21 protein-coding genes are annotated in these 21,042 nt (G+C 68.3%); 6 read left to right on the forward strand and 15 right to left on the reverse strand.

The features are described from left to right. Positions 1 to 22: 22 nt before the first annotated feature. The 3 genes from hypF to ACFWAY_RS00930 form a co-directional block, all read right to left on the reverse strand. Positions 23 to 2,329, reverse strand: a complete 2,307-nt coding sequence (gene hypF, locus ACFWAY_RS00920) for a carbamoyltransferase HypF (protein WP_378509548.1) — start codon at positions 2,327 to 2,329, stop codon at positions 23 to 25. 63 nt (positions 2,330 to 2,392) lie between these two features. Beyond that, positions 2,393 to 3,046: an ATP-dependent Clp protease proteolytic subunit gene (locus ACFWAY_RS00925; protein ID WP_378509549.1), complete on the reverse strand. Its 654-nt coding sequence runs from the start codon at positions 3,044 to 3,046 to the stop codon at positions 2,393 to 2,395. Further along, positions 3,043 to 3,315, reverse strand: coding sequence for a helix-turn-helix transcriptional regulator (locus ACFWAY_RS00930; RefSeq protein WP_061042299.1), 273 nt, complete (start codon positions 3,313 to 3,315; stop codon positions 3,043 to 3,045). The genes ACFWAY_RS00925 and ACFWAY_RS00930 overlap by 4 nt, the downstream gene beginning before the upstream one ends. Positions 3,316 to 3,357: 42 nt before the next feature. Here ACFWAY_RS00930 and lhgO point away from each other — a divergent pair, with 42 nt between their 5' ends. Next, complete coding sequence (gene lhgO, locus ACFWAY_RS00935; protein ID WP_378450931.1) at positions 3,358 to 4,563, forward strand: L-2-hydroxyglutarate oxidase; 1,206 nt, start codon at positions 3,358 to 3,360, stop codon at positions 4,561 to 4,563. Positions 4,564 to 4,628: 65 nt separating this feature from the next. Here lhgO and ACFWAY_RS00940 read toward each other — a convergent pair whose 3' ends face one another. The 3 genes from ACFWAY_RS00940 to ACFWAY_RS00950 form a co-directional block, all read right to left on the reverse strand. Further along, on the reverse strand, positions 4,629 to 5,225 hold the full coding sequence (locus ACFWAY_RS00940) for a TetR family transcriptional regulator (protein ID WP_378450932.1): 597 nt from the start codon (positions 5,223 to 5,225) through the stop codon (positions 4,629 to 4,631). After that, a complete protein-coding gene (locus ACFWAY_RS00945) occupies positions 5,215 to 6,738 on the reverse strand; it encodes an MFS transporter (RefSeq protein ID WP_378509550.1) in 1,524 nt (507 codons plus the stop codon). The genes ACFWAY_RS00940 and ACFWAY_RS00945 overlap by 11 nt, the downstream gene beginning before the upstream one ends. A gap of 71 nt (positions 6,739 to 6,809) precedes the next feature. Then, positions 6,810 to 8,207, reverse strand: a complete 1,398-nt coding sequence (locus tag ACFWAY_RS00950; RefSeq protein ID WP_378509551.1) for a cytochrome P450 — start codon at positions 8,205 to 8,207, stop codon at positions 6,810 to 6,812. A gap of 98 nt (positions 8,208 to 8,305) precedes the next feature. Here ACFWAY_RS00950 and ACFWAY_RS00955 point away from each other — a divergent pair, with 98 nt between their 5' ends. Then, complete coding sequence (locus ACFWAY_RS00955) at positions 8,306 to 8,890, forward strand: TetR/AcrR family transcriptional regulator (protein ID WP_378509552.1); 585 nt, start codon at positions 8,306 to 8,308, stop codon at positions 8,888 to 8,890. A 76-nt stretch (positions 8,891 to 8,966) separates the two neighbouring features. Next, complete coding sequence (locus ACFWAY_RS00960) at positions 8,967 to 9,749, forward strand: class II aldolase/adducin family protein (protein WP_378509553.1); 783 nt, start codon at positions 8,967 to 8,969, stop codon at positions 9,747 to 9,749. A 29-nt stretch (positions 9,750 to 9,778) separates the two neighbouring features. On the opposite strand, the gene ACFWAY_RS00965 is transcribed toward ACFWAY_RS00960, so the two are convergent. From ACFWAY_RS00965 to ACFWAY_RS00975, 3 genes are read right to left on the reverse strand one after another with little or no spacing between them, the layout of a single operon-like run. Beyond that, positions 9,779 to 10,738 carry a C-terminal binding protein gene (locus ACFWAY_RS00965; RefSeq protein WP_378509554.1) on the reverse strand — a complete coding sequence of 320 codons (960 nt, stop codon included), beginning with the start codon at positions 10,736 to 10,738 and terminating at the stop codon, positions 9,779 to 9,781. Beyond that, positions 10,738 to 11,364, reverse strand: coding sequence for a TetR/AcrR family transcriptional regulator (locus ACFWAY_RS00970; RefSeq protein ID WP_378509555.1), 627 nt, complete (start codon positions 11,362 to 11,364; stop codon positions 10,738 to 10,740). Before ACFWAY_RS00970 ends, ACFWAY_RS00965 begins: the two co-directional genes overlap by 1 nt. 48 nt (positions 11,365 to 11,412) lie before the next feature. Further along, on the reverse strand, positions 11,413 to 12,936 hold the full coding sequence (locus ACFWAY_RS00975) for a sodium:solute symporter (RefSeq protein WP_378450939.1): 1,524 nt from the start codon (positions 12,934 to 12,936) through the stop codon (positions 11,413 to 11,415). A gap of 205 nt (positions 12,937 to 13,141) precedes the next feature. On the opposite strand from ACFWAY_RS00975, the gene ACFWAY_RS00980 reads away from it, so the two are divergent. After that, complete coding sequence (locus tag ACFWAY_RS00980; RefSeq protein WP_005244617.1) at positions 13,142 to 14,032, forward strand: LysR family transcriptional regulator; 891 nt, start codon at positions 13,142 to 13,144, stop codon at positions 14,030 to 14,032. 7 nt (positions 14,033 to 14,039) lie between these two features. Here the strand turns inward: ACFWAY_RS00980 and ACFWAY_RS00985 are convergent, their stop codons facing one another. Genes ACFWAY_RS00985 through ACFWAY_RS00995 form a run of 3 tightly spaced genes read right to left on the reverse strand, consistent with a single transcriptional unit; the run spans position 14,040 to position 17,052 of the window. After that, entirely contained in the window at positions 14,040 to 14,702 is a 663-nt protein-coding gene (locus ACFWAY_RS00985) for an IclR family transcriptional regulator (protein ID WP_378509556.1), read from the reverse strand. Positions 14,703 to 14,739: 37 nt separating this feature from the next. Next, positions 14,740 to 15,888, reverse strand: coding sequence for a CaiB/BaiF CoA transferase family protein (locus ACFWAY_RS00990; RefSeq protein WP_378509557.1), 1,149 nt, complete (start codon positions 15,886 to 15,888; stop codon positions 14,740 to 14,742). A 12-nt stretch (positions 15,889 to 15,900) separates the two neighbouring features. Further along, positions 15,901 to 17,052: an acyl-CoA dehydrogenase family protein gene (locus ACFWAY_RS00995; RefSeq protein WP_378509558.1), complete on the reverse strand. Its 1,152-nt coding sequence runs from the start codon at positions 17,050 to 17,052 to the stop codon at positions 15,901 to 15,903. Between the two features lie 105 nt (positions 17,053 to 17,157). Here ACFWAY_RS00995 and ACFWAY_RS01000 point away from each other — a divergent pair, with 105 nt between their 5' ends. Beyond that, positions 17,158 to 17,487 (forward strand): hypothetical protein, encoded by a 330-nt coding sequence (locus ACFWAY_RS01000; RefSeq protein WP_378509559.1) that lies wholly within the window; start codon positions 17,158 to 17,160, stop codon positions 17,485 to 17,487. Positions 17,488 to 17,566: 79 nt separating this feature from the next. Here the strand turns inward: ACFWAY_RS01000 and ACFWAY_RS01005 are convergent, their stop codons facing one another. Further along, on the reverse strand, positions 17,567 to 17,770 hold the full coding sequence (locus tag ACFWAY_RS01005; RefSeq protein WP_005244612.1) for a cold-shock protein: 204 nt from the start codon (positions 17,768 to 17,770) through the stop codon (positions 17,567 to 17,569). Positions 17,771 to 18,002: 232 nt separating this feature from the next. Here ACFWAY_RS01005 and ACFWAY_RS01010 point away from each other — a divergent pair, with 232 nt between their 5' ends. Then, positions 18,003 to 18,836 (forward strand): alpha/beta fold hydrolase, encoded by an 834-nt coding sequence (locus ACFWAY_RS01010; protein ID WP_378509560.1) that lies wholly within the window; start codon positions 18,003 to 18,005, stop codon positions 18,834 to 18,836. A gap of 21 nt (positions 18,837 to 18,857) precedes the next feature. Here ACFWAY_RS01010 and hutG read toward each other — a convergent pair whose 3' ends face one another. Beyond that, positions 18,858 to 19,820 carry a formimidoylglutamase gene (gene hutG / locus ACFWAY_RS01015; protein ID WP_378509561.1) on the reverse strand — a complete coding sequence of 321 codons (963 nt, stop codon included), beginning with the start codon at positions 19,818 to 19,820 and terminating at the stop codon, positions 18,858 to 18,860. Beyond that, complete coding sequence (gene hutI, locus ACFWAY_RS01020) at positions 19,817 to 21,040, reverse strand: imidazolonepropionase (RefSeq protein WP_378509562.1); 1,224 nt, start codon at positions 21,038 to 21,040, stop codon at positions 19,817 to 19,819. Before hutI ends, hutG begins: the two co-directional genes overlap by 4 nt. Positions 21,041 to 21,042: the final 2 nt, after the last annotated feature.

Genomic DNA, 21,042 nt, shown 5'->3' on the forward strand with positions numbered 1-21,042 from the left:
GGCCGGTCGGGGGCTGCCGACGTCACGGTCCGCGCATGGTCGCCGCGGCACCGATCACCGCCTGGCCGAGGGAGAGTCCTCCGTCGTTGGGAGGCACCCGGTGGTGGGTGAGGACTCGATAACCGCTGCTCTCCCAGTGTGCTCTCACCAGTGCGAGGAATAAACGGTTTTGAAAGACTCCTCCGGTGAGTCCGATCGTCGACGCGCCAGTCGCGGTGGCGGCCCGGTCGACGAGGTCGGCGGTGGCGGCGGCGAGGGCATGGTGGAAGCCCAGTGCGAGCGCCGCGGGCGGGGTCCCGTCGCGGAGTCCGGCAACCAGTCCGGACATCAGGACGGCCAGTGTGAGCTGGTCGTTCTCCACGTCCATGGCCAGGGGAGCCGGATCCGGGGCGGTCCGGGCGAGGGCCTCGAGTTCGATGGCCGCCTGCGCCTCGTAGGTGACCCGGTGCCGGACCCCGAGCAGCGACGCGACGCCGTCGAACAGGCGGCCCGCGCTCGTCGTCCTGACGCAGCCGAGACCCGACAGAAGTTGCGATTCCACGGCCGCGCGTTCCGCGGTGGGGATCGCCTCCACGCACGGCAGTCCGTCGACGTCGGTGATCCCGCACTCGTGCAGCAGAGCCAGCGCCACCCGCACCGGATTGCGGACGGCGGCGTCACCGCCCGGCAGCGAGAAAGGCTGGATGTGTCCCACCCGCCGCGTGTCGAGAATGTTCGGGCCGACCAGGAGGAGTTCGCCGCCCCACACGGTGGTGTCGCAGCCGTACCCGGTCCCGTCGAACGCGACCCCGAGCACCGTCGTCCCGACCAGTCCGTGTTCGGCCATCAGAGACGCGACGTGCGCGTGGTGGTGCTGCACGGTGAGCAGGGGGACGCCGGTCCTCTCGCTGTACCTGTGGGCCCAGTGGTGCGTCGAATACCCGGGATGCCGGTCGGCGACCACGGCCTCCGGGGTGATCCCGTGCAGATGCGTCAACTGCCGCACCGACGTCTCGAAGGCGCGCTGGCTCTCCAGGCTGCCCATGTCGCCGAGGTGCGCCGAGCAGAACGCGTAGTCCTGCCGGGTCAGGCAGAAGGTGTTCTTGATCTCCGCGCCCACCGCGAGGATCTCGGGGCCGTGCGCGGGGAGCACGACCGGCAGGGGCGCGAACCCACGGGAGCGGCGGATCGGCAGCACCGCCCCGCCCTCCACCGCGAGCACCGAATCCTCACAGGGCACCGCGATGCGGCGGTCGTGCATCAGGAACACGTCGGCGATGTCCCGCAACCGGGTGCGGGCGTCGTCGTTGTCGAAGCAGAGGGGTTCGCCGCTCAGGTTTCCGGACGTCATCACCAGCACCCGCGGTGGTTCGGCGTCGCTGCCGGGTGTCGGGGTGAACAGGAGATGGTGCAGCGGGGTGTAGGGGAGCATCACGCCGAGGTCGTCGATCCCGGGCGCGATTCCGTCGGCGACCTCCGCGGTATTCTGCTTGCGCAGCAACAGGATCGGCCGCGCCGCGTGTCGCAGCAGTGCGCTCTCGGGCTCGGAGATCTCGCACAGCTCGGCGGCGACGGACAGGTTCGCGGTCATCACCGCGAACGGTTTGTCGGGGCGGTGTTTGCGCGCCCGCAGAGTCCCGACGGCGGTGCGGTCGGCGGCATCGCAGACGAGGTGGAATCCGCCGAGGCCCTTGACCGCCACGATCCGGCCGTCCCGCAACGCCCCCTGCACCGCGGTGAGGACGGCGTCGTCCCCGTCGATCCGCCGACCGTCGATCTCGGCGAACACGTGCGGACCGCAGTCGGGGCAGCACACCGGCTGGGCGTGGAACCGCCGATCCGTGGGGTCGCGGTACTCGGCGAGGCACGCCGCGCACAGCGGGAACTCGGCCATCGTGGTGTTGGGCCGGTCATAGGGCAGGTCGGTGATCACCGTGAACCGCGGCCCGCAATTGGTGCAGTTGACGAACGGGTGGCGATACCGCCGATCGTGCGGATCGGCCAGTTCACGAAGACAATCCGCGCACGTCGCCACGTCCGGCGACACCAGCGTCCGCGCGCCGGGGACGTGCCGGCTGTCGATGATCCGGAACGACTCGTCCCCGCGCACCGGAACGGGCTGGACCGTCGTGTCGACGATCACGGCCATCGGCGGCGCATCCGTGCTGAGCCGGCGCACGAACTCGGACACCGACGCGGACTTGCCCTCGATCTCGATGAACACGCTGACGTCGTCGTTGCCGCAGTGGCCGTGCAACCCCAGGTCGTCGGCCAGCCGCGCGATGAACGGGCGGAAGCCGACCCCCTGCACGACCCCGTGGACCGTGATGCGCGATCGTTCGACCGTCATCCTCGGATGATTCCCCCGTCGAGGTGCGGGGCGCAAGAGTCGTCCGGTGGAGGTCCTGCCGGATTACTCCCCTTCGACGGAGCGTGCGCCGGTGACGGCGTCGATCAACCCGTAGTCGCGCGCCTCGTCGGCGGTGAGGATCCGGTGGTCCCGCATGTCGCCGATCACCGTGTTTACGGGCTGCCCGCAAGAGTCGGCGATGCGCTGCTGGAGCCTCCGCAACTGCTGCTCGTGGTGTTCGGCGGCCGTCGCGATGTCCGACGCCGGACCGGCGCAGGACGTCTGCGGTTCGCGAAGGTGGAACGTGGCATGCGCCGCCGCCGTCCGGCGGTCGGCGGGCGCGAGGAGGGCGATCGCCATTCCGTGGACGTCCCCGCGGCAGTGGACGTGAAGCGGCACCCCCATCAGGTCGAGGGTGTCGAGGAGCGTGGCGGCCGCGTCGACGTCGGCGTCGACGCCGTGTAGCCACAACTGGACCTCGTCGTCGTCCGAGGCGTCGAGCAACGCGAGTGACGCCGCCGCGCGGTTGGTGGCCTCGGCGTCGAGTCGGCCGGTCAGCGACACGATCCGTTTGTCGAACAGGCGCTCGGCCAGCCAGTCGGGACCGGGAGCGGAGACCGACGTGACGTGCGTCGGCGCGGGCGGCTGCCGGGGGTCCGGCTGCCAGGGCGTGTGAAACGGCGGGACCGGTGGTGGGGTGGGTGGTGGCCAGATCATGGTGATGACTCCCGGTGCGCTGAGATCGTCCAGTCGACCGTCCGGCCCACGGCCTCCGCGTACCGTTCGAGTGTCGACAGGCGGGGGTCGACGTCGCCGCGTTCGAGCCGTGCCACGGCCGACTGCGACGTGCCCATGTGGGCGGCGATCTCCGTCTGCGTCAGACCGCGCTCGCGGCGAGTGGTGACAAGCTCGTCCAGCAGCGCTCGACGCCGATCGGACAGGTGCTCCAGTCCGGGAAAAGACGTGCGTCGAGGGGTGGTCGACATACCATCGATGATATCTCGAAAACGGTATACGGAGGGGTGCTCATGGCGAAGATTCGTGCGGCCGTCATCGGCGGCGGCATCATCGGTCTGGCGGTCGCCCGGGAACTTCTGCACCGGATGGACGCCGTCGAGGTGACGCTGTTCGAGAAGGAAACCCGGGTCGCGGCCCACCAGACCGGCCATAACAGCGGCGTCGTCCACGCCGGCCTGTACTACCCGCCGGGCAGCCTGAAAGCGCGCCTGTGCCGCCGTGGTGTCACCCTCCTGCAGCAGTACGCGGAGGACAAGGGCGTGGCCTACGAGGAATGCGGCAAGGTGGTGGTCGCCCACGACTCGTCCGAAGTGGCTCGGATGGACGCCATCTTCGACAGGGCGGTGGCCAATGGGGTCCCCGGCGTCCGCAAGGTCCCCGGGGAGGAGATCCCCGAGATCGAACCGCACGCACGCGGAGTCGCCGCCGTGCACTCGCCGCACACCGCGATCATCGACTACGTGGCGATCTCGGAGGCTCTCGCCGCGGACATCGCCGCCGCGGGTGGGCGCGTGCTCCTCGGCCGGGAAGTCGTGGGCCTGGACAGCCGGCCCGCGGAAACAGTGGTCACCACCCGGAACGGCAGTGAGGCCTTCGACCTGGTGGTCACGTGCGCGGGACTGCAGTCCGACCGGGTGGCCCTGATGTCGGGTGAACCGCGATCGCCTCGGGTGGTGCCCTTCTTCGGCGACTACTTCCTGCTCGAGCCCGGGCGGTCCTCGCTCGTGAAGGGACTGATCTACCCCGTTCCGGACCCGCGGTACCCGTTCCTCGGCGTCCATCTCACCAAGAGGATCGACGGGCGAATCATGCTCGGACCGAACGCCTTTCTGTCCTTCGGGCGGGAGGCGTACGACCGTCGGGGGTGGTCGGCGTCGGACATGATGTCGGCGGTCGGGTTTCCCGGATTCTGGCGGTTCGCCGCCCACAACACCGCGGCGGCGGTCCGCGAGGCCCGCACCGTCCTCAGCACGGGCCAGTTCGTGAAGGAGGCGCAGAAGTACGTCCCCGACGTGCGCCGCTCCGACGTCACCCGTGGACCCCGGGGCATCCGCGCTCAGGCGATGAACGCCGACGGCAGCCTCGAGGACGACTTCGTCATCACCGGGTCGGGACGCGTCATTCACGTCCGGAACGCGCCCTCACCGGGTGCGACGTCGTCCCTCGCCATCGCCGAACATGTCGTGACGGAGGTTCTCGCCCGCGCCTCAGCCTGACACTGCGTCGCCCAATGTCGCACCGGTGCAGTCGAAGTGAACCACGGTGACATCGGGCGCCGGGTCTACGGCGTCGCGCTCCGCCCGAGTGTGAGTCCGTCCTCGAGGAATTCGAGCGCGCGCAGGGCGAGGGGCAGATCCCCCGGAAGCTGACCGACGACACCGAGGACGACGCCGACGATCGCCCCGGCGAGCGCGCGGACCTCGAAGTCGTCGGCGGTGCGCCCGATCCTGCGGGCCATGACGCCCGCGATCATGTCGATGCTGCGCACCATTTCCTGCATGACGGCCCCGCGCAGTTCCGGGACCGAATACAGCAGTTCCTGACGCCTCCGCTCGAAGTCCACGTCTGCCTCGGACAGACCGGCGAACACGGATTCGGCGGCCTTCCGGAACGCGGTGATCAGTGGGACGTCCGCCGGTTGCGCCTCGATGGCCTCGATCATGAGCGGATCGAGGTCGTCGGCGAGGACCAGTTGTTCCTTGGTGGGGAAGTACCGGAAGAACGTGCTCGGCGACACGTCCGCGGCCTCCGCGATCTGCTCGATCGTCGTCTCGGCGTAGCCCTGTTCACGGAACAACCGAAACGCCTCGGAGCGGATGGTCAGCCGGGTGCGCGCCTTCTTCCGCTCCCGCAGGCCTGGTCGAGCGTCAATGGACATGTATCGATTCTGACTCATCCTGCTCCCGGGCCGGGGTATCGCGGGGCGTGAAGCGCGCTGCGAGCACCATCGCGACGGCGCAGATGCCCGCGCACACCCACAGCATGATGCTCATCCCCGACAGGAACGACGCCTGGACGTGCGCGAGCATCGACGGGTCGCCGGTCGCCTTGGCCACCGCGACGCCGGCGTTGACACCGTCGCGGACCGGATCCGCGTCGAGCGCGCCCAGTTCGGTCCGGTAGCGGGTGGCGAGCACGGTGCCCAGCACTGCGACCCCGATCGTTCCGCCGGCTTGGCGCAGCGCTTGGATCAGTGCGGAGCCGGAACCGGCACGTTCGGCCGACAACGCGCCGAGGGCCGCACCCATCGCCGCCGGCATCACGAAACCCATTCCCGCGCCGACGAGTGCGATCCACGTCGCGGTGAACCAGTACGCGGAATCGACGGAGGTCAGGGCGCCGGTCGCGAGTCCCGCCGTGAGGAGGGCGAACCCGATGACGATGACCGGCCGGGCGCCGGCCCGCCGGAGCAGTTGGTCGCAGAGCCGGGTGCCGACCAGTAGTCCGCCGATCAACGGCAGCAGTCGGAGGCCGCTGCCCAGCGCGTCCACGCCGAGCACGGCCTGGAAGTACTGCGGCACCGTGAAGAACAGTCCGAACATCCCGAAGTTGACGAGCGTCGTGAAGATCGTGCCCCAGCGGAATCCGGGGCTGGCGAACAACGACGTGTCGATCAGGGGATGACGCGACCGGCGCTCCCACATCGCGAACAGTCCGAGCACGACCACGGCCGCCGCGATCGACGCCAACGCCAGTGTGTCGCCCCAGCCGTCCTGGCCGGACTTGATGAAACCGTAGGTGAGGCAGAGTAATCCGAATGACGATAGTGCGGCGCCGAGATAGTCGGTTGGCGACTGCTCTTCGCTGCGCGATTCCGGAACCAGGGTCGCGACGGCGATCGCGCCGACGACGACCAGTGGCACGTTGATCAGGAACACCGACCCCCACCAGAAGTTCTCGAGCAACCACCCGCCGAGAATCGGGCCGAGGGGCAGGCCGATCGCGGTGGACGTCACCCAGATCGTCAATGCCCGCGACCGTTCGTCGGCGTAAGGGAACAGCACGGGCAGCACCGCCATCGACAGCGGCATCATCACCGCGGCCCCCAGCCCCAGCAGGGTGCGTCCGGCGATCAGCTGACCCGACGTGCTCGCATAACTGCAGAGCAGCGACGCGACGCCGAACAGGACGAGGGCGCCGAGCAGGAGCTTCTTGCGGCCGTACCGATCACCGAGCGCGCCCGCTGGAAGCAACGCGGCGGCGAGGACCAGGGTGTATGCGGAACTGAACCACTGCAGTTGCGAGTTGTCCGCTCCGAGATCGACCGCCAGCGTCGGCAGCGCCACCGTCAGGACCGTGATGTCGAGACCGATGGTCAGCATGGCCACGGACAGGGCTCCGAGCGCCCACCAGCGGCGGGGGGCGACTTCGATGACCGTCGTTTCACTCATGACAGCTCCACTCGAAAGGAAGTTACTATATTTTGATAGTAACTCTCACTTTGTGCCTGTCAAGGGGCCGGTCAGCGTCGGCGGAGCTGCAGCGTGAAGCCCTCGGGCATGAGGGTGAGCCGCTCGGCGACCTTCAGCCGGTAGCCGGGGTCGCCCACGATGTCGTATCGACGCAGGATCGTGCCGAGAACCAGGACCGCCTCGTGGAGTGCGAACTGTCGTCCGATGCAGGCGCGCTCGCCGGTCCCGAACGGCTTGTACACGTGGGCGGGGCGGGACCTGATGCGCTCGGGCAGGAAATGGTCGGGATCGAACGCCTCGGGATCGTCGCCCCATACGGGGTCGCGGTGCAGGGCGGGGATGAGGACGAGAACCCAGTCGCCGACCTTCATCGGGTACTTGCCGACGAGGGTCGTGTCGACGGTCGCCTCCCTGCCGTACGCGGGGGCCGTCGGCCACAGTCGCAACGATTCGTCGAGCACGCGGCGCACGTAGCGGAGCTTCGCGATCTGCTCGAACGCAGGCTCCTCGTCGCCCCAGATCGCATCGACCTCCGCCTGCGCCTTCGCGAGGACGTCGGGGTGCCGCGACAGGTAGTACAGGGCGAACGACAGCGCACCGGACGTGGTTTCGTGCCCCGCGACCAGGAACGTCACCACCTGATGGCGAATATTCAATTCGTCGATCCGATCGGGGTCGTCCTCGCGCGCTGCCCGCAGCATGAGTTCGAGCAGGTCCTCGGGGCCGGCCTCGGCGCTGTCGCGGCGGGCACGGATCACCTCGTCGACGACCTCGGCCATGTGTTCCAGGTTGGCGACGTTGCGTCGATCCGACCGTCGCGTCAGCAGGCGTCCGAGCGCGCTGGACTTCACGAACGTGGTGCGCTGCGAATGGCTCAGCGCGCCGACCATTGCCTGCACGAACGGGTGCGGCCGCTCGCGTCTGAACGAGTCGAAGGAATAGCTGAAACCGGTGCGGCCGATGGTCTCGAGCGTCAGCTTCGTCATGTCGGAGGAGACGTCGACGGGGGTGCCGTCCACGCGTTCGTCCCAGTGCTCCGTCAGTTCGCCGGCGACATCCAGCATCGTGCGGTGATACGACCGCATCGCCGATTTCGCGAATGCCGGGGCGAGGAGGTTGTGCGCCTTGCTCCAGTTCGGCTCGTGGTTGTAGGCGGTGAACAACCCGTCGCCGCCGACCTCGCGCAGGGACGCGACGCCGGGCGCCAGGTGCTTCGCGAACCGGGATTCGTCGGAGAGCTCCGCGACCATGTCTGCACCGGACGCGAACACGAACCGATTGCCGAGAACGTTGCGCTCGAAGATCGGCCCGAGTCTTCTGCCGATCTCCATCGAATTCTGCACGGGGGTGCGGATGCTGATCCCGAAGACGTCGCCGACGACGGGAAGCCGCCATCGAGGATGCGGGATGGTCGCCTCCGCCGTGGTGTGCAGTGATTCGACGCTCATTGTCGACCCCCGTGTCGATGTGGCCCGCGTTACTGAATTGATGTCTAGTACGCAAGGTACGCCTTACTGAACCGGTGTCAAGCAGTACGGTGACTGGCATGACCAGCGCCCGCCGACGACTCGCCCCGGAGCAGCGGCGCGCGCAGTTGCTCGACATCGGCGCGCGGCTGTTCGCGGACCGCCCGTACGAGGACGTGTGGATCGAGGAGGTCGCGGAACTCGCCGAGGTGTCGCGCGGATTGATGTACCACTACTTCCCGACGAAGCGGGATTTCTTCGCCGCGATCGTCGAACGCGAATCCGAACGACTGCTCGACGTGACGGCCCCCGACTCCACACTCCCCGTCGAGGAACAGGTCGCGGCCGGCCTCGACGCGTACTTCGAGCACGTCGCGAGCCACCGGCACGGAGTCCGGGCCATCAACCGCGGCGCGCTGTCGGCCGACGCCGACATCCGGGCCATCGTCGACCGGGAACTCGACGCCCAGCAGCGCCGCATCGTCGACGCGCTCGATCCCCCCGGCAGCGAGCGGGAACTCGTCGGTGTCGCGGTGCGCGGATGGATCGCTTTCGTCCGCGCCGTCTGCATGGACTGGCTCGACCACCCGTCGATCGCCGAGGGTGAGCTACGTGAACTCTGCCTGCGCTCGCTGCGGGGCATGCTGGGTGGGCGGCTCGACTGAGCCAAAGGGCTGGCACTTAAATAAATCAGTTGATATATTTAAGCCGAAATCCCTTCGGTGATCAAGGAGATCCCGCATGAGTGCACCCACCGTTACGTCGCAGGGCCGAACGAGCCCGGCGAAGACCGAGGCGGAACTGCGTCGTGAACTCGCGGCGGTGTACCGCCTGCTCGCGCATTTCAAGATGACCGACCTCATCTTCACGCACGTCTCGGTCCGGCTTCCCGGACCCGAACATCACTTCCTCATCAACCCGTACGGTCTGCTCTTCGAAGAGATCACCGCGTCCAACCTGGTGAAGATCGGACTCGACGGCGAACTCGTCGAACCATCCGAATATCACGTCAACCCTGCGGGATTCGTGATCCACGGCGCGATTCACGAGGCCCGGACGGACGCGCAGTGCGTGCTGCACACCCACACGAAGGCCGGGTGCGCGGTGGCCGCGCAGGAGCACGGACTGCTGCCGCTGAACCAGATCTCGATGGAGTTCTACAACCGGGTCGGCTACCACGACTACGAGGGCATCGCCCTCAACACCGCCGAACGCGTGCGGTTGGTCGAGGATCTCCGCGACCACCCGGCGATGATCCTGCGCAATCACGGACTGCTCACCGTGGGCGAATCCGCCGCCGAGGCTTTTCTGCGAATGTTCTATCTGGAGAAGGCGTGTGACATCCAGATCGCCGCCCAGGCATCGGGTGAACTGCGCGTTCCGTCGCCCGAGATCGCCGAGCACACCGCGCGGCAGTTCGCCGGCGAGGCCACGGACGACTACACCGACGATCAGGCCTACGAGATGGCGTGGGCGGCGCTGCTGCGGATGCTGGACCGCACCGCCCCCGATTACAAGGACTGACAGAGGCTTACAAGAACTGGCAGAGGCGATCACATCCTCGGTGCGGCAACGACTCCCACCGGGGATGTGCCCGTCAGGACCGCCGCGACATTGCGCGCCGACTGCTGCGCCAGCGTCTGCGCGACCTGCGGTGAGTACCACGCGGCGTGCGGGGTGATCACGAGGTTCGGTATCTGCAGGATCGGATCATCCTGTGCGGGAGGTTCGTTCGGAAGAACATCGACGGCCGCGCCGGCGAGGTGTCCCCTGCGCAGTGCGGCTCCGAGCGCGTCGTGGTCGACGAGTCCGCCGCGGGAGACGTTCACCAGATACCCGCCGCGCTTCATCGTCGACAGCGCGCGCTCGTCGATCAGACCCCGCGTCTCGGGAGTCAGGGGAACGTGCAGGCTCAGCACGTCGGAGCGGCGCAGCAGTTCCTCGAACCCGACCACCTCGATGCCCTCGGCAGCGAGTTCCCCGGCGCGGTCGCCCAACCCGCGGCCGCTGACGAGCACGGTCATCCCCACGGCTCGGGCGCGCAGCGCGAAAGCGCCGGCGATCCGGCCGAAACCGTAGAGGCCCAGCACGGTTCCCGCGATGCGCCGCGGCGGCGCGGCGCTGACGTCCCACCCGCCCGCATGCACGGAGCGGTCGAGTGCGTGGGTGGATCGGAGCAGTCCGAGGGTGAGCGCGAGCGCGTGGTCCGCGACCTCCTCGGTGCAGTAGTCCACTGCCCGCGTGACCCACAGGCCGCGTTCGTGGGCCGCCGACACCGGCAGGTGGTCGTACCCGGCGGACGTGGCCGAGAGCAGTCGCAGGTCCGGGAGGTCCGACAGGTGACGGGGCTCGAGTCCGGTGTTCTCCGGGCCCACGAGCAGGGCGATGACGCCCGGGCCGGACGGGAACTCGGACTGGTGCACGACGTCCGCGGAAATACCTGCGGCGGCAAGCGAATCGGACAGTGCTTCGGCCGGAATGAAGTCGTCGACGACGACGACGCGGTCGGTCATCAGCCTACTGCCCCCGCTTCTTCGGTGGTCCGTCGTACGGCGGCGTCGACGCAGCGGGCGGCCGCGTCCTCCGCGCTGATCGCCTCCATGACGACGGGATCCAGGATGGCCTGCAATGCAAGACCGTCGGTCAGTGCCACCAGCGCGACGGTGACGGCGTCCGCGTCGAGGTCGGCGGAGACGGTGCCCTCCCGCTGCGCGGCGACGACCGACTCGCGCACGACGCCCCGCCAGCGGGCGAGGAAGGCCGCGATCTCACCGCGCGCCGTTTCCTCGGCCGCACCCTCCGCGTAGAAGAACAGGAACACCCGGGTCATCGCCAGTCGGCGTTCGTCGAGCGGCAGGATGCTGGCGGTGATGTTCCGCAGCTTCTCGATCGGGCCGGCGCCCTCCTCGTCGAGAATCGTGCGGTACAGGTCGCCCTGGATGTCGCCGGCCCGGCGAAGCGCCGCGAGGAGCAGTTCGTGCCGGGACCCGAAGTAGTGGTTCAACACTCCGGTCGACCACCCGCTCTCCTCCGCCACCGCTCGTGTGGTGACGGCGGAGATCCCCTCCCGGGCGATCAACGCGAGAACGGCGTCGGCGAGCGCCAGTCTCCGCTCGTCGTGGTCGACGATCTTCGGCACGATCTTTCCTCCCGCTCATGCGCACTCACCCTCGTGCGCCGGTGTCACTCAGGCTATCGGTGTCGAGGTGCTCGCAACGCTCGGTGTCGATGTGCTCGCGACGCTCGGTGCCGGGACCGGAACCGGATCTTCCTCGTCCTTTCCCGACACTCGTGCGTTCCATACGGACATCACGTTCGCCGGGGTGGGTTCGGTGAACAGGCTGGTGGCCACGAACACCACGAGAGCGCTGACGAGCCCGACGTACACCGGCTCGTTCGCCATGACGTCGCCGACGACGAACATTGTCGCGATGGTCGCCACGGTGCCCACCGCCATGGCTGCCATGGCCGCGGTTCCCGTGGCGCGCTTCCAGACCAGTCCACCGAGGATGGGGACGAGGAGTCCGCCGACCAGGATGTCGTAGGCGATCGTCAGCGCGGAGACGATGTCGTTGATGAGTGCGGCGACCACGATGCTGACGAGGCCGATCACGATCACGTAGAGGCGGTTGCCGCGCACGTCGGCTTCCGGGTCGGACGTGTCGAGTTCGGGCCGTGTGCGGCCGAAGATCTGGGCGACCAGCGGAAGGACGTCCTGCCGGGCGACCGTGGCGGTGGCGATCAGCGCGCCGGACGCGGTCGACATCATCGCGGCCACCGCGGCGGCGAGGACGATGCCGCTGAGGCCGACGGGCAGGACGTGGACGGCGACGTCGGCGTACACGTCGTCGGACGATCCGATGTCGGGCATGAGGGCCGACGCGGCCAGCCCGATCAGAGCGCCCGCGACGCCGTACAGCAGGCAGTAGACGCCGGCGGTGACGCCGCCCCACCGTGCGACCTCGGGCGACTTCGCGGTGAACACGCGCTGCCAGATGTCCTGTCCGATGAGGATGCCGAGGGTGTAGACGACGAAGAACGTGACGATGGTGCCGGTGCCGATGGTGCCGAGCCCGAGTGCCTGTTCGCCCACGCGCTCCTTGATACCGGCGTAGCCGCCCGCCTTGCTCCACGTGAACGGGAGAAGCAGGACGAAGACGCCGATGGTCTTGATGACGAACTGGACGACGTCGGTGAGCGTGATCGACCACATGCCGCCCATCGCGGAGTAGGCCACGACGATGAGGCCGCCGAGGACCACCGACAGGGTCCGGTCGAAGCCGAACAGCACGTTGAAGATGGTGGCGTAGGCGATCGTGGAGGTGACGGTGAGCATGAGGGTGTACGCCATCATGACGAGGCCGGACGCACCGGTGGCGTCGATGCCGTACCGGAGTTTGAGCATCCCGGAGACGGTATAGACCTTGAGGCGCTGGATCCGTGCGGCGAAGAGCAGGCTGAGCAGGAGTACGCCGGCGGCGATCGACACGACCAGCCACATTCCGGAGATGCCGTACTTGTAGCCGAGGCCGACGCCACCGACGGTGGAGGCGCCGCCGATGACGACCGCCGCCATCGTGCTGGTGTAGAGGAATCCGCCGAGGCGGCGGCCGGCGACGAGGTATTCGCTGGAGTTGCTCGCCCGGCGTTTGCCCCACCAGCCGAACGCGAGCATTGCGCCCAGGTAGATCAGGATGATGGTGATGTCCATGATGCGTCCTTCACGTGTCCTAGCGGATCGGTGATGACGGGCGCGGTGGTCCCGTCGGTGCCGGTCTCGTCAGACCGTTGCCCTAGACGGTAGGAGAACATTGACGTGAAATAAATCACTTGATACAAATAATCACTTCAGAAAATCGTGAAGTAATGGTGCGAGCCAGCTCACACCCTGTTTTCGACCCCGCCGGAGGAGTGCGATGCGCAGCTCGCTGCCCGATCTGAAGCTCCTTCAGATCTTCGCGGCCGTCGTCCGCCACCAGGGGTTCGCGCCCGCGCAGCAGGAACTCGGACTGTCCGCCTCCGCGATCAGCACCTACATGAGCCAGCTCGAACGCCACCTCGGCATCGTGCTGTGCCATCGCGGCCGGGGCGGATTCGGCCTCACCAGCAAGGGCGAGCTCTACCACAAGGAATGCCTGCGCATCCTCGGCGAACTCGAGGGCTTCGAACGCTACGGCGCCGCGCTGCAGGGGGAGCTCCGGGGCACCCTCACCATCGGCGTTCTCGATTCCACCGTCACCGACGCCACCCTGCCGCTCGCCGACGTGATCGGCGTGTTCAGCAAGGACCACCCCGCCGTCTACCTCGACCTGAAGATCCAGACCCCGCACGAGCTGCAGGTCGGCGTGCTCGACGATCGGATCGACGTCGCGGTCGGCGCGTTCGCCTCGCCGATGAACGGCCTCGTCTCCCAGGCGCTGCACCGGGAGCAGCACTGGCTGTACTGCAGCGACAAGCATCCGCTGTTCGGCAGGAAGCGAGTGCCGCCGGAGGTCATCACGCAACAGAGGATGGTGACCCGCGGCTACTGGTCCGAGCAGGAACTCGCACGCCAGGGGTTTCCCCAGCCGTCGGCGACGGTGGAGAACATGGAGGCGCAGCTCATCCTCGTGCTGTCCGGCGCCTACATCGGCTACCTGCCCGAGCACTACGCGGAGTACTGGGTCGACCGGAACCGGCTGCGCCCGATCCTGCCGGCGTCGTTCGGTTATCAGGCGCCGTTCTCGCTGATCTACCGGCGGGGCCGGGCCCGCGAACCGATGGTCCTCACGTTCCGTGAGTTCGTGCGGACCAGCATGGGTAGCTGACCGCTGCTCAGGGGGCCGGGGAGCCCAGTTCGGCCGACAGCGCACGGCAACGCTCGACGAGAACGAGGCCGTGCTGCGCGCAGAGTGCGTCGTCGAGGCGGAACGTCGGCCCGATGACGCTGAGCGCGCCCACGATCCGCCCCACCGCGTCGTAGATGGGGGCCGCGACACCCGTCGACTGGTTCTCGATGGTCTCGTGGGCGATCGCGTATCCCTCGCTCTGCAGGTCGCCCCGCAGCGCGGCGCCGACGGCCGTGCCCTCGAGCGGCACCGTCTGTCCCACCCATCCCATGTGCCGGATCGCGTGGGTGCCCTCGATTTGCGCGAGATATAGGGCGGTGCCCTTCGGGCCGTGGGTCGACAGGTAGGTGGATTCGCGGGTTCCCTCCGCGATCGCGACCATCGCGGGCCGGGCCCGGGACAGCAGCTGGTTGTCGCTGATCGCCCGGGCGCCGATCTGGAGAAGTCGCGGTCCGGCCCGGTAGACGTTGTCGTCGCCGCGGACCAGGAACTCGCTCTGCTCCATACTGCGGATCAGGCGCAGCGCGGTACTCGTGGCGAGACCGGCGGCTTTGGCGGCGTCGCCGAGCGTCAACCCGCCCTGCTCGGTGATCGCGCCGAGCAGTTCGAAGGTGCGGCTCGCGCTGCGGGTCACATCTCCGGGGGCCATGGGTCGTCTCCTGACGGTCGCGGGTGTCGGCGTGAATCTACCGCGACGCGATCTCGGACAGCAGGGGCTGCCGGTGTTCGTCGAGCAGCGGGCTGCGGCAGACCCCGGGGCGCGCGCTGTCGCCGAACACGACCGGCTGCCGGACGTAGTCGATGGTTCCCGCGACCGGATGATCGAACGACTCCACGAGTCCCCGGTGCCGGCTCTGCTCGGACGACAACGCCTGTTCCACGTTCCAGATCTCCGAGCTCGCCAGTCCGGCCGCGCCGAGGACTGCGACCACCTCGGCGACCGTCTTGTCCTTCGCCCAGATCTCGATCTCTGCGCGCAGGGCGGGTTCGTGATCGGTGCGCGAGGTGTCGTCCGCGAAACGGTCGTCGCCGAGAAGATCTGCACGGTCCATGGTGTGTGCGAGCTTCTCGAATCCGGACTGGCTGGCGACGGCGAGGACGAACAGGCCGTCCGACGCCCGGTACGTGTCGAACGGGGTGGAGACGGGATGGCGATTGCCCACGCCTGCCGGCGCAACCCCCGACGCCTGCAACTGGCTGTGCGCGGTGGGGAGCATGGCCAGCATGCTGTCGAACATGGCGACGTCGAGGTGCTGCCCCACACCCGATGCCCGGGTGCCGACCAGGGCGGAGCTGATGCCCCACGCCGCGAACAGTCCCGCGACGAGGTCGCCGAACGATTCGCCGAGCCGGGTCGGACCGGATTCTGGGGAACCGGTGATGCTCATGATCCCCGACATCGCCTGCACGACGAGGTCGTACGCGGCCGAACCCGCGAGCGGCCCGTCCTGCCCGAAACCGGAGATGGACGCGTAGACGAGCCGGGGGTTGCGGGCGTGGACGGTGTCGTAGTCGATGCCGAGCCGGGCGGTCACGCCGGGCCGGAAATTCTCGACGAGAACGTCCGCCGTGTCGAGGAGGTCGAACAGCACCTTCCGTTCCGCTTCGTCCTTGAGATTGAGTGCCAGCGAACGTTTTCCGCGGTTCAGCACGTTGAAATAGATGCTCTCGCCATCGCGGAACGGGCCCAGGTGCCGCGAGTCCTCGCCGGTGGCGGGCTCGATCTTGACGACGTCGGCGCCGGCGTCCGCGAGCAGCGCCGTGCAGTACGGTCCGGCCAGGACGCGGGAGAGATCGACGACGCGGATGCCGTCGAGGGGAGGCAGGGTAGGCATGAGGGACCCTTCTCAGAATTCGGTCGAGCGCGGGGAGGGCGCGTTGGAGGCGATGGTGAGCAGCTGGATCTGCGAGGTGCCCTCGAAGATCCGGAGGATCCGGCAGTCGCGGTAGAGGCGTTCGATCTCGGATTCGCGCATGAAACCGGCGCCGCCGTGAATCTGCACGGTCTGGTCGACGATCGAGAAGCAGGCCTCCGTGGCCACGTACTTCGACACGGACGCGGCGCGGCGCAGATCGGCCCCGGCATCCTTCACGTCCGCCGCCCAGTCCGCGGTGACGCGGGACGCGACGAGCTGCGCGTCGCACGCACCCAGCAGCAGCTGAATCGCCTGGAACTCGGCGATGGGGTGTCCGAACTGCTTGCGCTCCGCCGCATAGGAGCGGCCCAGTTCCCAAGCACGCAGGGCAATTCCGTTGGCCATCGCGGCCACGTCGATGCGGGCCCGGTTGAGGGCGGTGAGCGCGATGTTGCCGCCGCGGCCCTCCGTTCCCACCATGGCGTCGTGGGGGAGCGCCACGTCGTCGAGGTAGACGGTGTACGTGGGAGCAGACCGGATGCCCAGCTTGTCCTGGGGCTCGGAGTAACTCACGCCGGGAGTGCCCTGGGGGAGGACGAACGCGGTGATGCCGCGGAAGCCCGCGGACGGATCGGTCTTGGCGAAGAGGACGACCAGGTCGGCCTCCTTGGCATTGGAGATGTACGTCTTCGAACCGGACAGGTGCCACCCGTCGTCCTCGCGCCGCGCCGTCGTGCGCATCGAGGCGATGTCGGAGCCGGCGTCCGGTTCGGTGAGGGCGAACCCGGCGAGCAGTTCGCCGGACGCGAGCCGGGGCAGCCACCGGCGCTTCTGTTCCTCGGTTCCACCGACGAGGATCGGCTCGAGCCCCAGGTAGTGCGCGGTGTAGATCGAGGCGAGGGCGGCATCGGTGCGGGCCACCTCCTCGATGGCGATCAGCTGTGTCTTGGTGGACAGGCCCAGTCCGCCGAACTCCTCGGGCACCGAGATGCCCATCAGGTCCTGTTCGCCCAGTCGCTTCACCAACTCCGCCGGAAACTCCCGCGTCTCGTCACGGAAAGCCGCGCCGGGGTGGATCTCACGGTTGGCGAACGCGCGCACGGTGGAGCGAAACTCGGCGGCATCGAGCAGCTGATCGGTCACGGGAACTCCTGTCGGAAGATCGAGATTGCCATCTAGTGAAATAGCAATGCCACTTGGTGGCATATCGACTATGAAGGAGAACGCCGAATTTGTCCAGGGGTGCCGGTGTTCACGGCACGGGACCGGGTACTCGACCACGGACGGGCAGCGCACACCGTCCGGCACTATCAGGGAACGACCACCGCGCCGGTGGGTGGGTTGATCTGGAAGGGCAAGACGTTCCAGGGCGGCACGGTCGTCAACAACTTCGCGTTCGGCCTGACCGGACTCGCGGGCACAACCTCGCAGGACGGGAACGGAGACACCGTCATCGATCACAGCCCATCAGGTCTGGGGTTCCTGACCGACAGGATTTCCCCCAACGCAGACGGGACCTACACCGGGGCCGTGTATGTCAACGGCAACCAGGTGGGAAGCTTCGGCCTCTCGAGATAACTGTCCCGGGGCCGACTACGACAACGAGGCCGCACCGCTCGGGTGCGACCTCGTCGTCACAGTGTCATCGGGGCGTCGGTCAGACGGCCCGGACATTCTGGGCCTGCGGGCCCTTCTGGCCCTGTCCGACCTCGAATTCCACCCGCTGGTTCTCCTCGAGCGACTTGTAGCCGCTGCCCGAGATCTCGGAGTAGTGAACGAACACATCCGCGCTGCCGTCGTCCGGCGCTATGAATCCGAAGCCCTTCTCGCTGTTGAACCACTTCACAACACCCTGCGCCATACCGTTCACTCCCTGCAGTTGCCGCCCGGGACCTCACATCGAGATCCCGTTCGCGTGGATATATCCTGTCATCAAGGCGCGCGTGCTTCCAGTGGTACGCCCACGATTCCTGCGGATCCTGGACGCCGTACCAGGTCTGGGGAAGAAATTTTCCTCGACGACCGATGATTCTGCCCGTCGGCGGCGGTCCTACCTGTGACCGAGAATCACCGCCCCGAACGAGGAGAACTCGATGAAACCCACATCGACCGCCACCGCCCATGCCCGGACCCTCGACGTCCCCGGTGCCAGGCTGTACTACGAGGTACGGGGCACGGGCCCCGTTGTGGTGCTCGTCGGCGCCCCGATGGACGCCGACTCCTTCGCGCCCGCGGCCGATCTGCTCTCATCCGAATACACCGTGCTTACGACGGATCCGCGGGGCATCCACCGCAGCCCGGTCGACGATCGCGACCGGGATTCGACCCCCGAGATGCGCGCCGACGACCTCGCCCGGCTCCTGATGCACCTCGATGCAGGCCCTGCCGTGGTGTTCGGCTCCAGCGGCGGCGCCGTCAGCGCGCTCGCGCTCGTGCAGGCGCATCCCGAGCTGGTCCACACCGTGATCGCCCACGAGCCGCCGCTGGACGAATTGCTCGACGACCGTGAGCAGCTGCGTGTGAAAACCGACGAGATCATCGACACCCACCTCGCCGGGGACGTCGTGGGGGCGTGGAGGAAGTTCCTGGCTCTGGCGAACATCCACCTGCCCGAGGAGGCGTTCCAGCAGATGTTCGCGGGCGAACGGGATGCGCGGACCGAAGCGGACGACTACTTCCAGCACGCGCACATGCTGCGACCGACCACCCGCTGGTGCCCCGACATCACCGCCCTGCGCTCGGCGCCCACCCGCGTCGTGGTTGGTATCGGCGAGGAGTCGGGTGGCCAACTCTGCGACCGAACATCGCGGGCGCTCGCCACCGAACTGGGCGTCGAGCCCACCCTGTTCCCCGGCGACCACATCGGCTTCGCCCACGACCCCGCCGCGTTCGTCACCCGTCTGCGCGCAGTGCTGCCGGAGGGCTGAGCGGACGCTCCCCGGGTGACCTCAGCCCGCGATCGGAATGCGTTTCGTGACGATCCGATGGATCAACCGGGCGGCGGTACGGGCAGTGCGGTTGTCGACGTCGAACGACGGATTGAGCTCGGCCACATCGCACACCGCGAGTTTTCCGCTGGCGGCGACCGCATCGCACACGAATTGGATCGTCTCCGCCGGAACACCGTACGCGGCGGGAGCGCTCACTCCCGGTGCGACCGCGGCGGGAAGGACGTCGAGGTCGATGGTGAGGTAGACGAGATCGACGTCCGACAGGAACTCGCTGACGAAGACGGCCACCCGGTGCCGGTCGGAGACCGAGCAGTCGTCGTCCAGGAGGTACCGGACCCCGTACCCGCGTGCGGTGTCGAACAGTGCGGTGGTGTTGCTCGGCTGGCTGATGCCGAGCACGGAGTACTGCAGGGTGGTGCCCGCTGCATGCTCCCGCTCGAGGATCTGCCGGAACGGGGTGCCCGAACTCGGGACCGGATCGGACCGCAGGTCGAAGTGGGCGTCCAGGTTCAGGATCCCGATCCGTCTGGCCGGGGTCCGGACCGATGCCTGCGCCAGACCGAGGTACGTCCCGAAGGCCACCTCGTGGCCGCCGCCGAGGACCAACGGGAACTGGCCGGCGTCGAGGGTCGCTGCGACCACGGCGCCGAGCGCCTCCTGCCCGGCTTCGAGACGATTGTCGGTGACCGCGACGGTGCCGGCGTCGTACACGCGGAGCGGCTCGGCGAGCGCCATCGACGACAGCGCGCCCCGCAGCGCGTCCGGGCCGCGGGCCGCCCCGCGACGTCCCTTGTTCCGCTCGACGCCCTCGTCGCTCGAGAAGCCGACGAGCACGCAGGCGCCGGGCTCGGAGCCGTCGTGAAGAGGCGTCACCGCCTGGTGCCAGCGGAGGTGGTGACTCGACGTGCCGTCCACTCTGCCGATCCAGGGGGGTGGGGGAATCAGCAGGTTCTCCATCATCGCAGGGCCCTCGCTTTCTCGTGACCGGTGTGCGCGGACCAGGCGAGTTCACCGCCCCGCCACACATCGCTGACCAGGGGGACGCCGGGCCGGTAGGCCAAGTGTAGGTACGACGGCGCGTCCAGGGCGAGGGCGTCGGCCCGCGCTCCGGGACGCAGGACCCCGACGTCGGCACGTTGCAGCGCGCGGGCACCGCCCGCGGTCGCCGCCCAGATGGCTTCGTCCGGGGTCATGTGCATGTCCCGCACCGCGATCGAGATGCAGAACGGCAGGCTGGTGGTGTAGCTGGTGCCGGGGTTGCAATCGGCACCGAGCGCCACCGTGACACCCGCGTCGAGCAGGGCCCGGGCGTCCGGGTACTTGTTCCGGGTCGAGAAATCCGCGCCGGGCAGGAGAGTGGCCACCGTCGAACTCTGCGCGAGCGCGTCGATGTCGGCCTGCGTGGTGTAGCAGACGTGGTCGACGGACGCGGCCCCCAGTTCGACGGCGAGCTGGACTCCGGGGCCCTCACGGAGCTGGTTGCCGTGGACGCGGGGGATGAGCCCCTTCGCCATCCCGGCGGTGAGAACGGCGTGTGCCTGATCGCGGTCGAACGCGCCGGTCTCACAGAACACGTCGATCCATTTCGCCTGCGGTGCACAGGCATCGATCATCTCCGAGCACACCATGGCGACGTAGTCGTCGGCCCGCCCCGCGTATTCCGGCGGCGGAACGTGAGCGGCGAGCAGCGTCACCTCGTCGGTGAGGGACGCCGCGATCTTCGTGCTGCGCAGTTCGTGCGCGACCGTCTGCCCGTACCCGGTCTTGCACTCCACGGTAGTGCTGCCCGACCGCAGGGACTCGTCCAGCAGTCGCCGCGTGTTCGCCTCGAGTTCCTCGTCGGTCGCGTTCCGTGTCGCCTCGATCGTGTTGCGGATGCCACCCGCCGCGTACGGCTGGCCCGCCATGCGCGCCGCGAATTCCTCCGCGCGCTCCCCGCCGAACACGAGGTGCGAGTGGCTCTCCACGAAGCCAGGCAGCACCGCCCGGCCGTCGAGATCGTGCCCGATATCCCCGGCCGGCGCCGAGTCGGCGCTGCCGACCCAGGCCACCACGCCGCCGTCGAAGACGACGGCGGCGTCGCGGATCAGCCCGAGCGGACCTTCCCCCACTGTCGGGTCGTTGGTCACCAGGGTGCCGATGCCGGTCAGCACTGTGGAGCGGGAGGTGTTCGCTGTCACTG

The sequence above is a fragment of the Rhodococcus sp. NPDC059968 genome, from assembly GCF_042738615.1.
Taxonomy (GTDB): domain Bacteria; phylum Actinomycetota; class Actinomycetes; order Mycobacteriales; family Mycobacteriaceae; genus Rhodococcus_F.

What these genes read in the sequence shown, in the direction of transcription:
- ACFWAY_RS00925 (WP_378509549.1), bottom strand. Translation starts at nt 3,046, where the DNA reads ATGATCTGGCCACCACCCACCCCACCACCGGTCCCGCCGTTTCACACG.
- ACFWAY_RS00975 (WP_378450939.1), bottom strand. Translation starts at nt 12,936, where the DNA reads ATGGACATCACCATCATCCTGATCTACCTGGGCGCAATGCTCGCGTTC.
- ACFWAY_RS00985 (WP_378509556.1), bottom strand. Translation starts at nt 14,702, where the DNA reads ATGGCCCCCGGAGATGTGACCCGCAGCGCGAGCCGCACCTTCGAACTG.
- hutG (WP_378509561.1), bottom strand. Translation starts at nt 19,820, where the DNA reads ATGATGGAGAACCTGCTGATTCCCCCACCCCCCTGGATCGGCAGAGTG.
- ACFWAY_RS00945 (WP_378509550.1), bottom strand. Translation starts at nt 6,738, where the DNA reads ATGAGTGAAACGACGGTCATCGAAGTCGCCCCCCGCCGCTGGTGGGCG.
- lhgO (WP_378450931.1), top strand. Translation starts at nt 3,358, where the DNA reads ATGGCGAAGATTCGTGCGGCCGTCATCGGCGGCGGCATCATCGGTCTG.
- ACFWAY_RS00950 (WP_378509551.1), bottom strand. Translation starts at nt 8,207, where the DNA reads ATGAGCGTCGAATCACTGCACACCACGGCGGAGGCGACCATCCCGCAT.
- ACFWAY_RS00980 (WP_005244617.1), top strand. Translation starts at nt 13,142, where the DNA reads ATGCGCAGCTCGCTGCCCGATCTGAAGCTCCTTCAGATCTTCGCGGCC.
- ACFWAY_RS00960 (WP_378509553.1), top strand. Translation starts at nt 8,967, where the DNA reads ATGAGTGCACCCACCGTTACGTCGCAGGGCCGAACGAGCCCGGCGAAG.
- hypF (WP_378509548.1), bottom strand. Translation starts at nt 2,329, where the DNA reads ATGACGGTCGAACGATCGCGCATCACGGTCCACGGGGTCGTGCAGGGG.
- ACFWAY_RS00965 (WP_378509554.1), bottom strand. Translation starts at nt 10,738, where the DNA reads ATGACCGACCGCGTCGTCGTCGTCGACGACTTCATTCCGGCCGAAGCA.
- ACFWAY_RS01010 (WP_378509560.1), top strand. Translation starts at nt 18,003, where the DNA reads ATGAAACCCACATCGACCGCCACCGCCCATGCCCGGACCCTCGACGTC.
- ACFWAY_RS00940 (WP_378450932.1), bottom strand. Translation starts at nt 5,225, where the DNA reads ATGTCCATTGACGCTCGACCAGGCCTGCGGGAGCGGAAGAAGGCGCGC.
- ACFWAY_RS00930 (WP_061042299.1), bottom strand. Translation starts at nt 3,315, where the DNA reads ATGTCGACCACCCCTCGACGCACGTCTTTTCCCGGACTGGAGCACCTG.
- ACFWAY_RS01005 (WP_005244612.1), bottom strand. Translation starts at nt 17,770, where the DNA reads ATGGCGCAGGGTGTTGTGAAGTGGTTCAACAGCGAGAAGGGCTTCGGA.
- ACFWAY_RS00955 (WP_378509552.1), top strand. Translation starts at nt 8,306, where the DNA reads ATGACCAGCGCCCGCCGACGACTCGCCCCGGAGCAGCGGCGCGCGCAG.
- ACFWAY_RS00990 (WP_378509557.1), bottom strand. Translation starts at nt 15,888, where the DNA reads ATGCCTACCCTGCCTCCCCTCGACGGCATCCGCGTCGTCGATCTCTCC.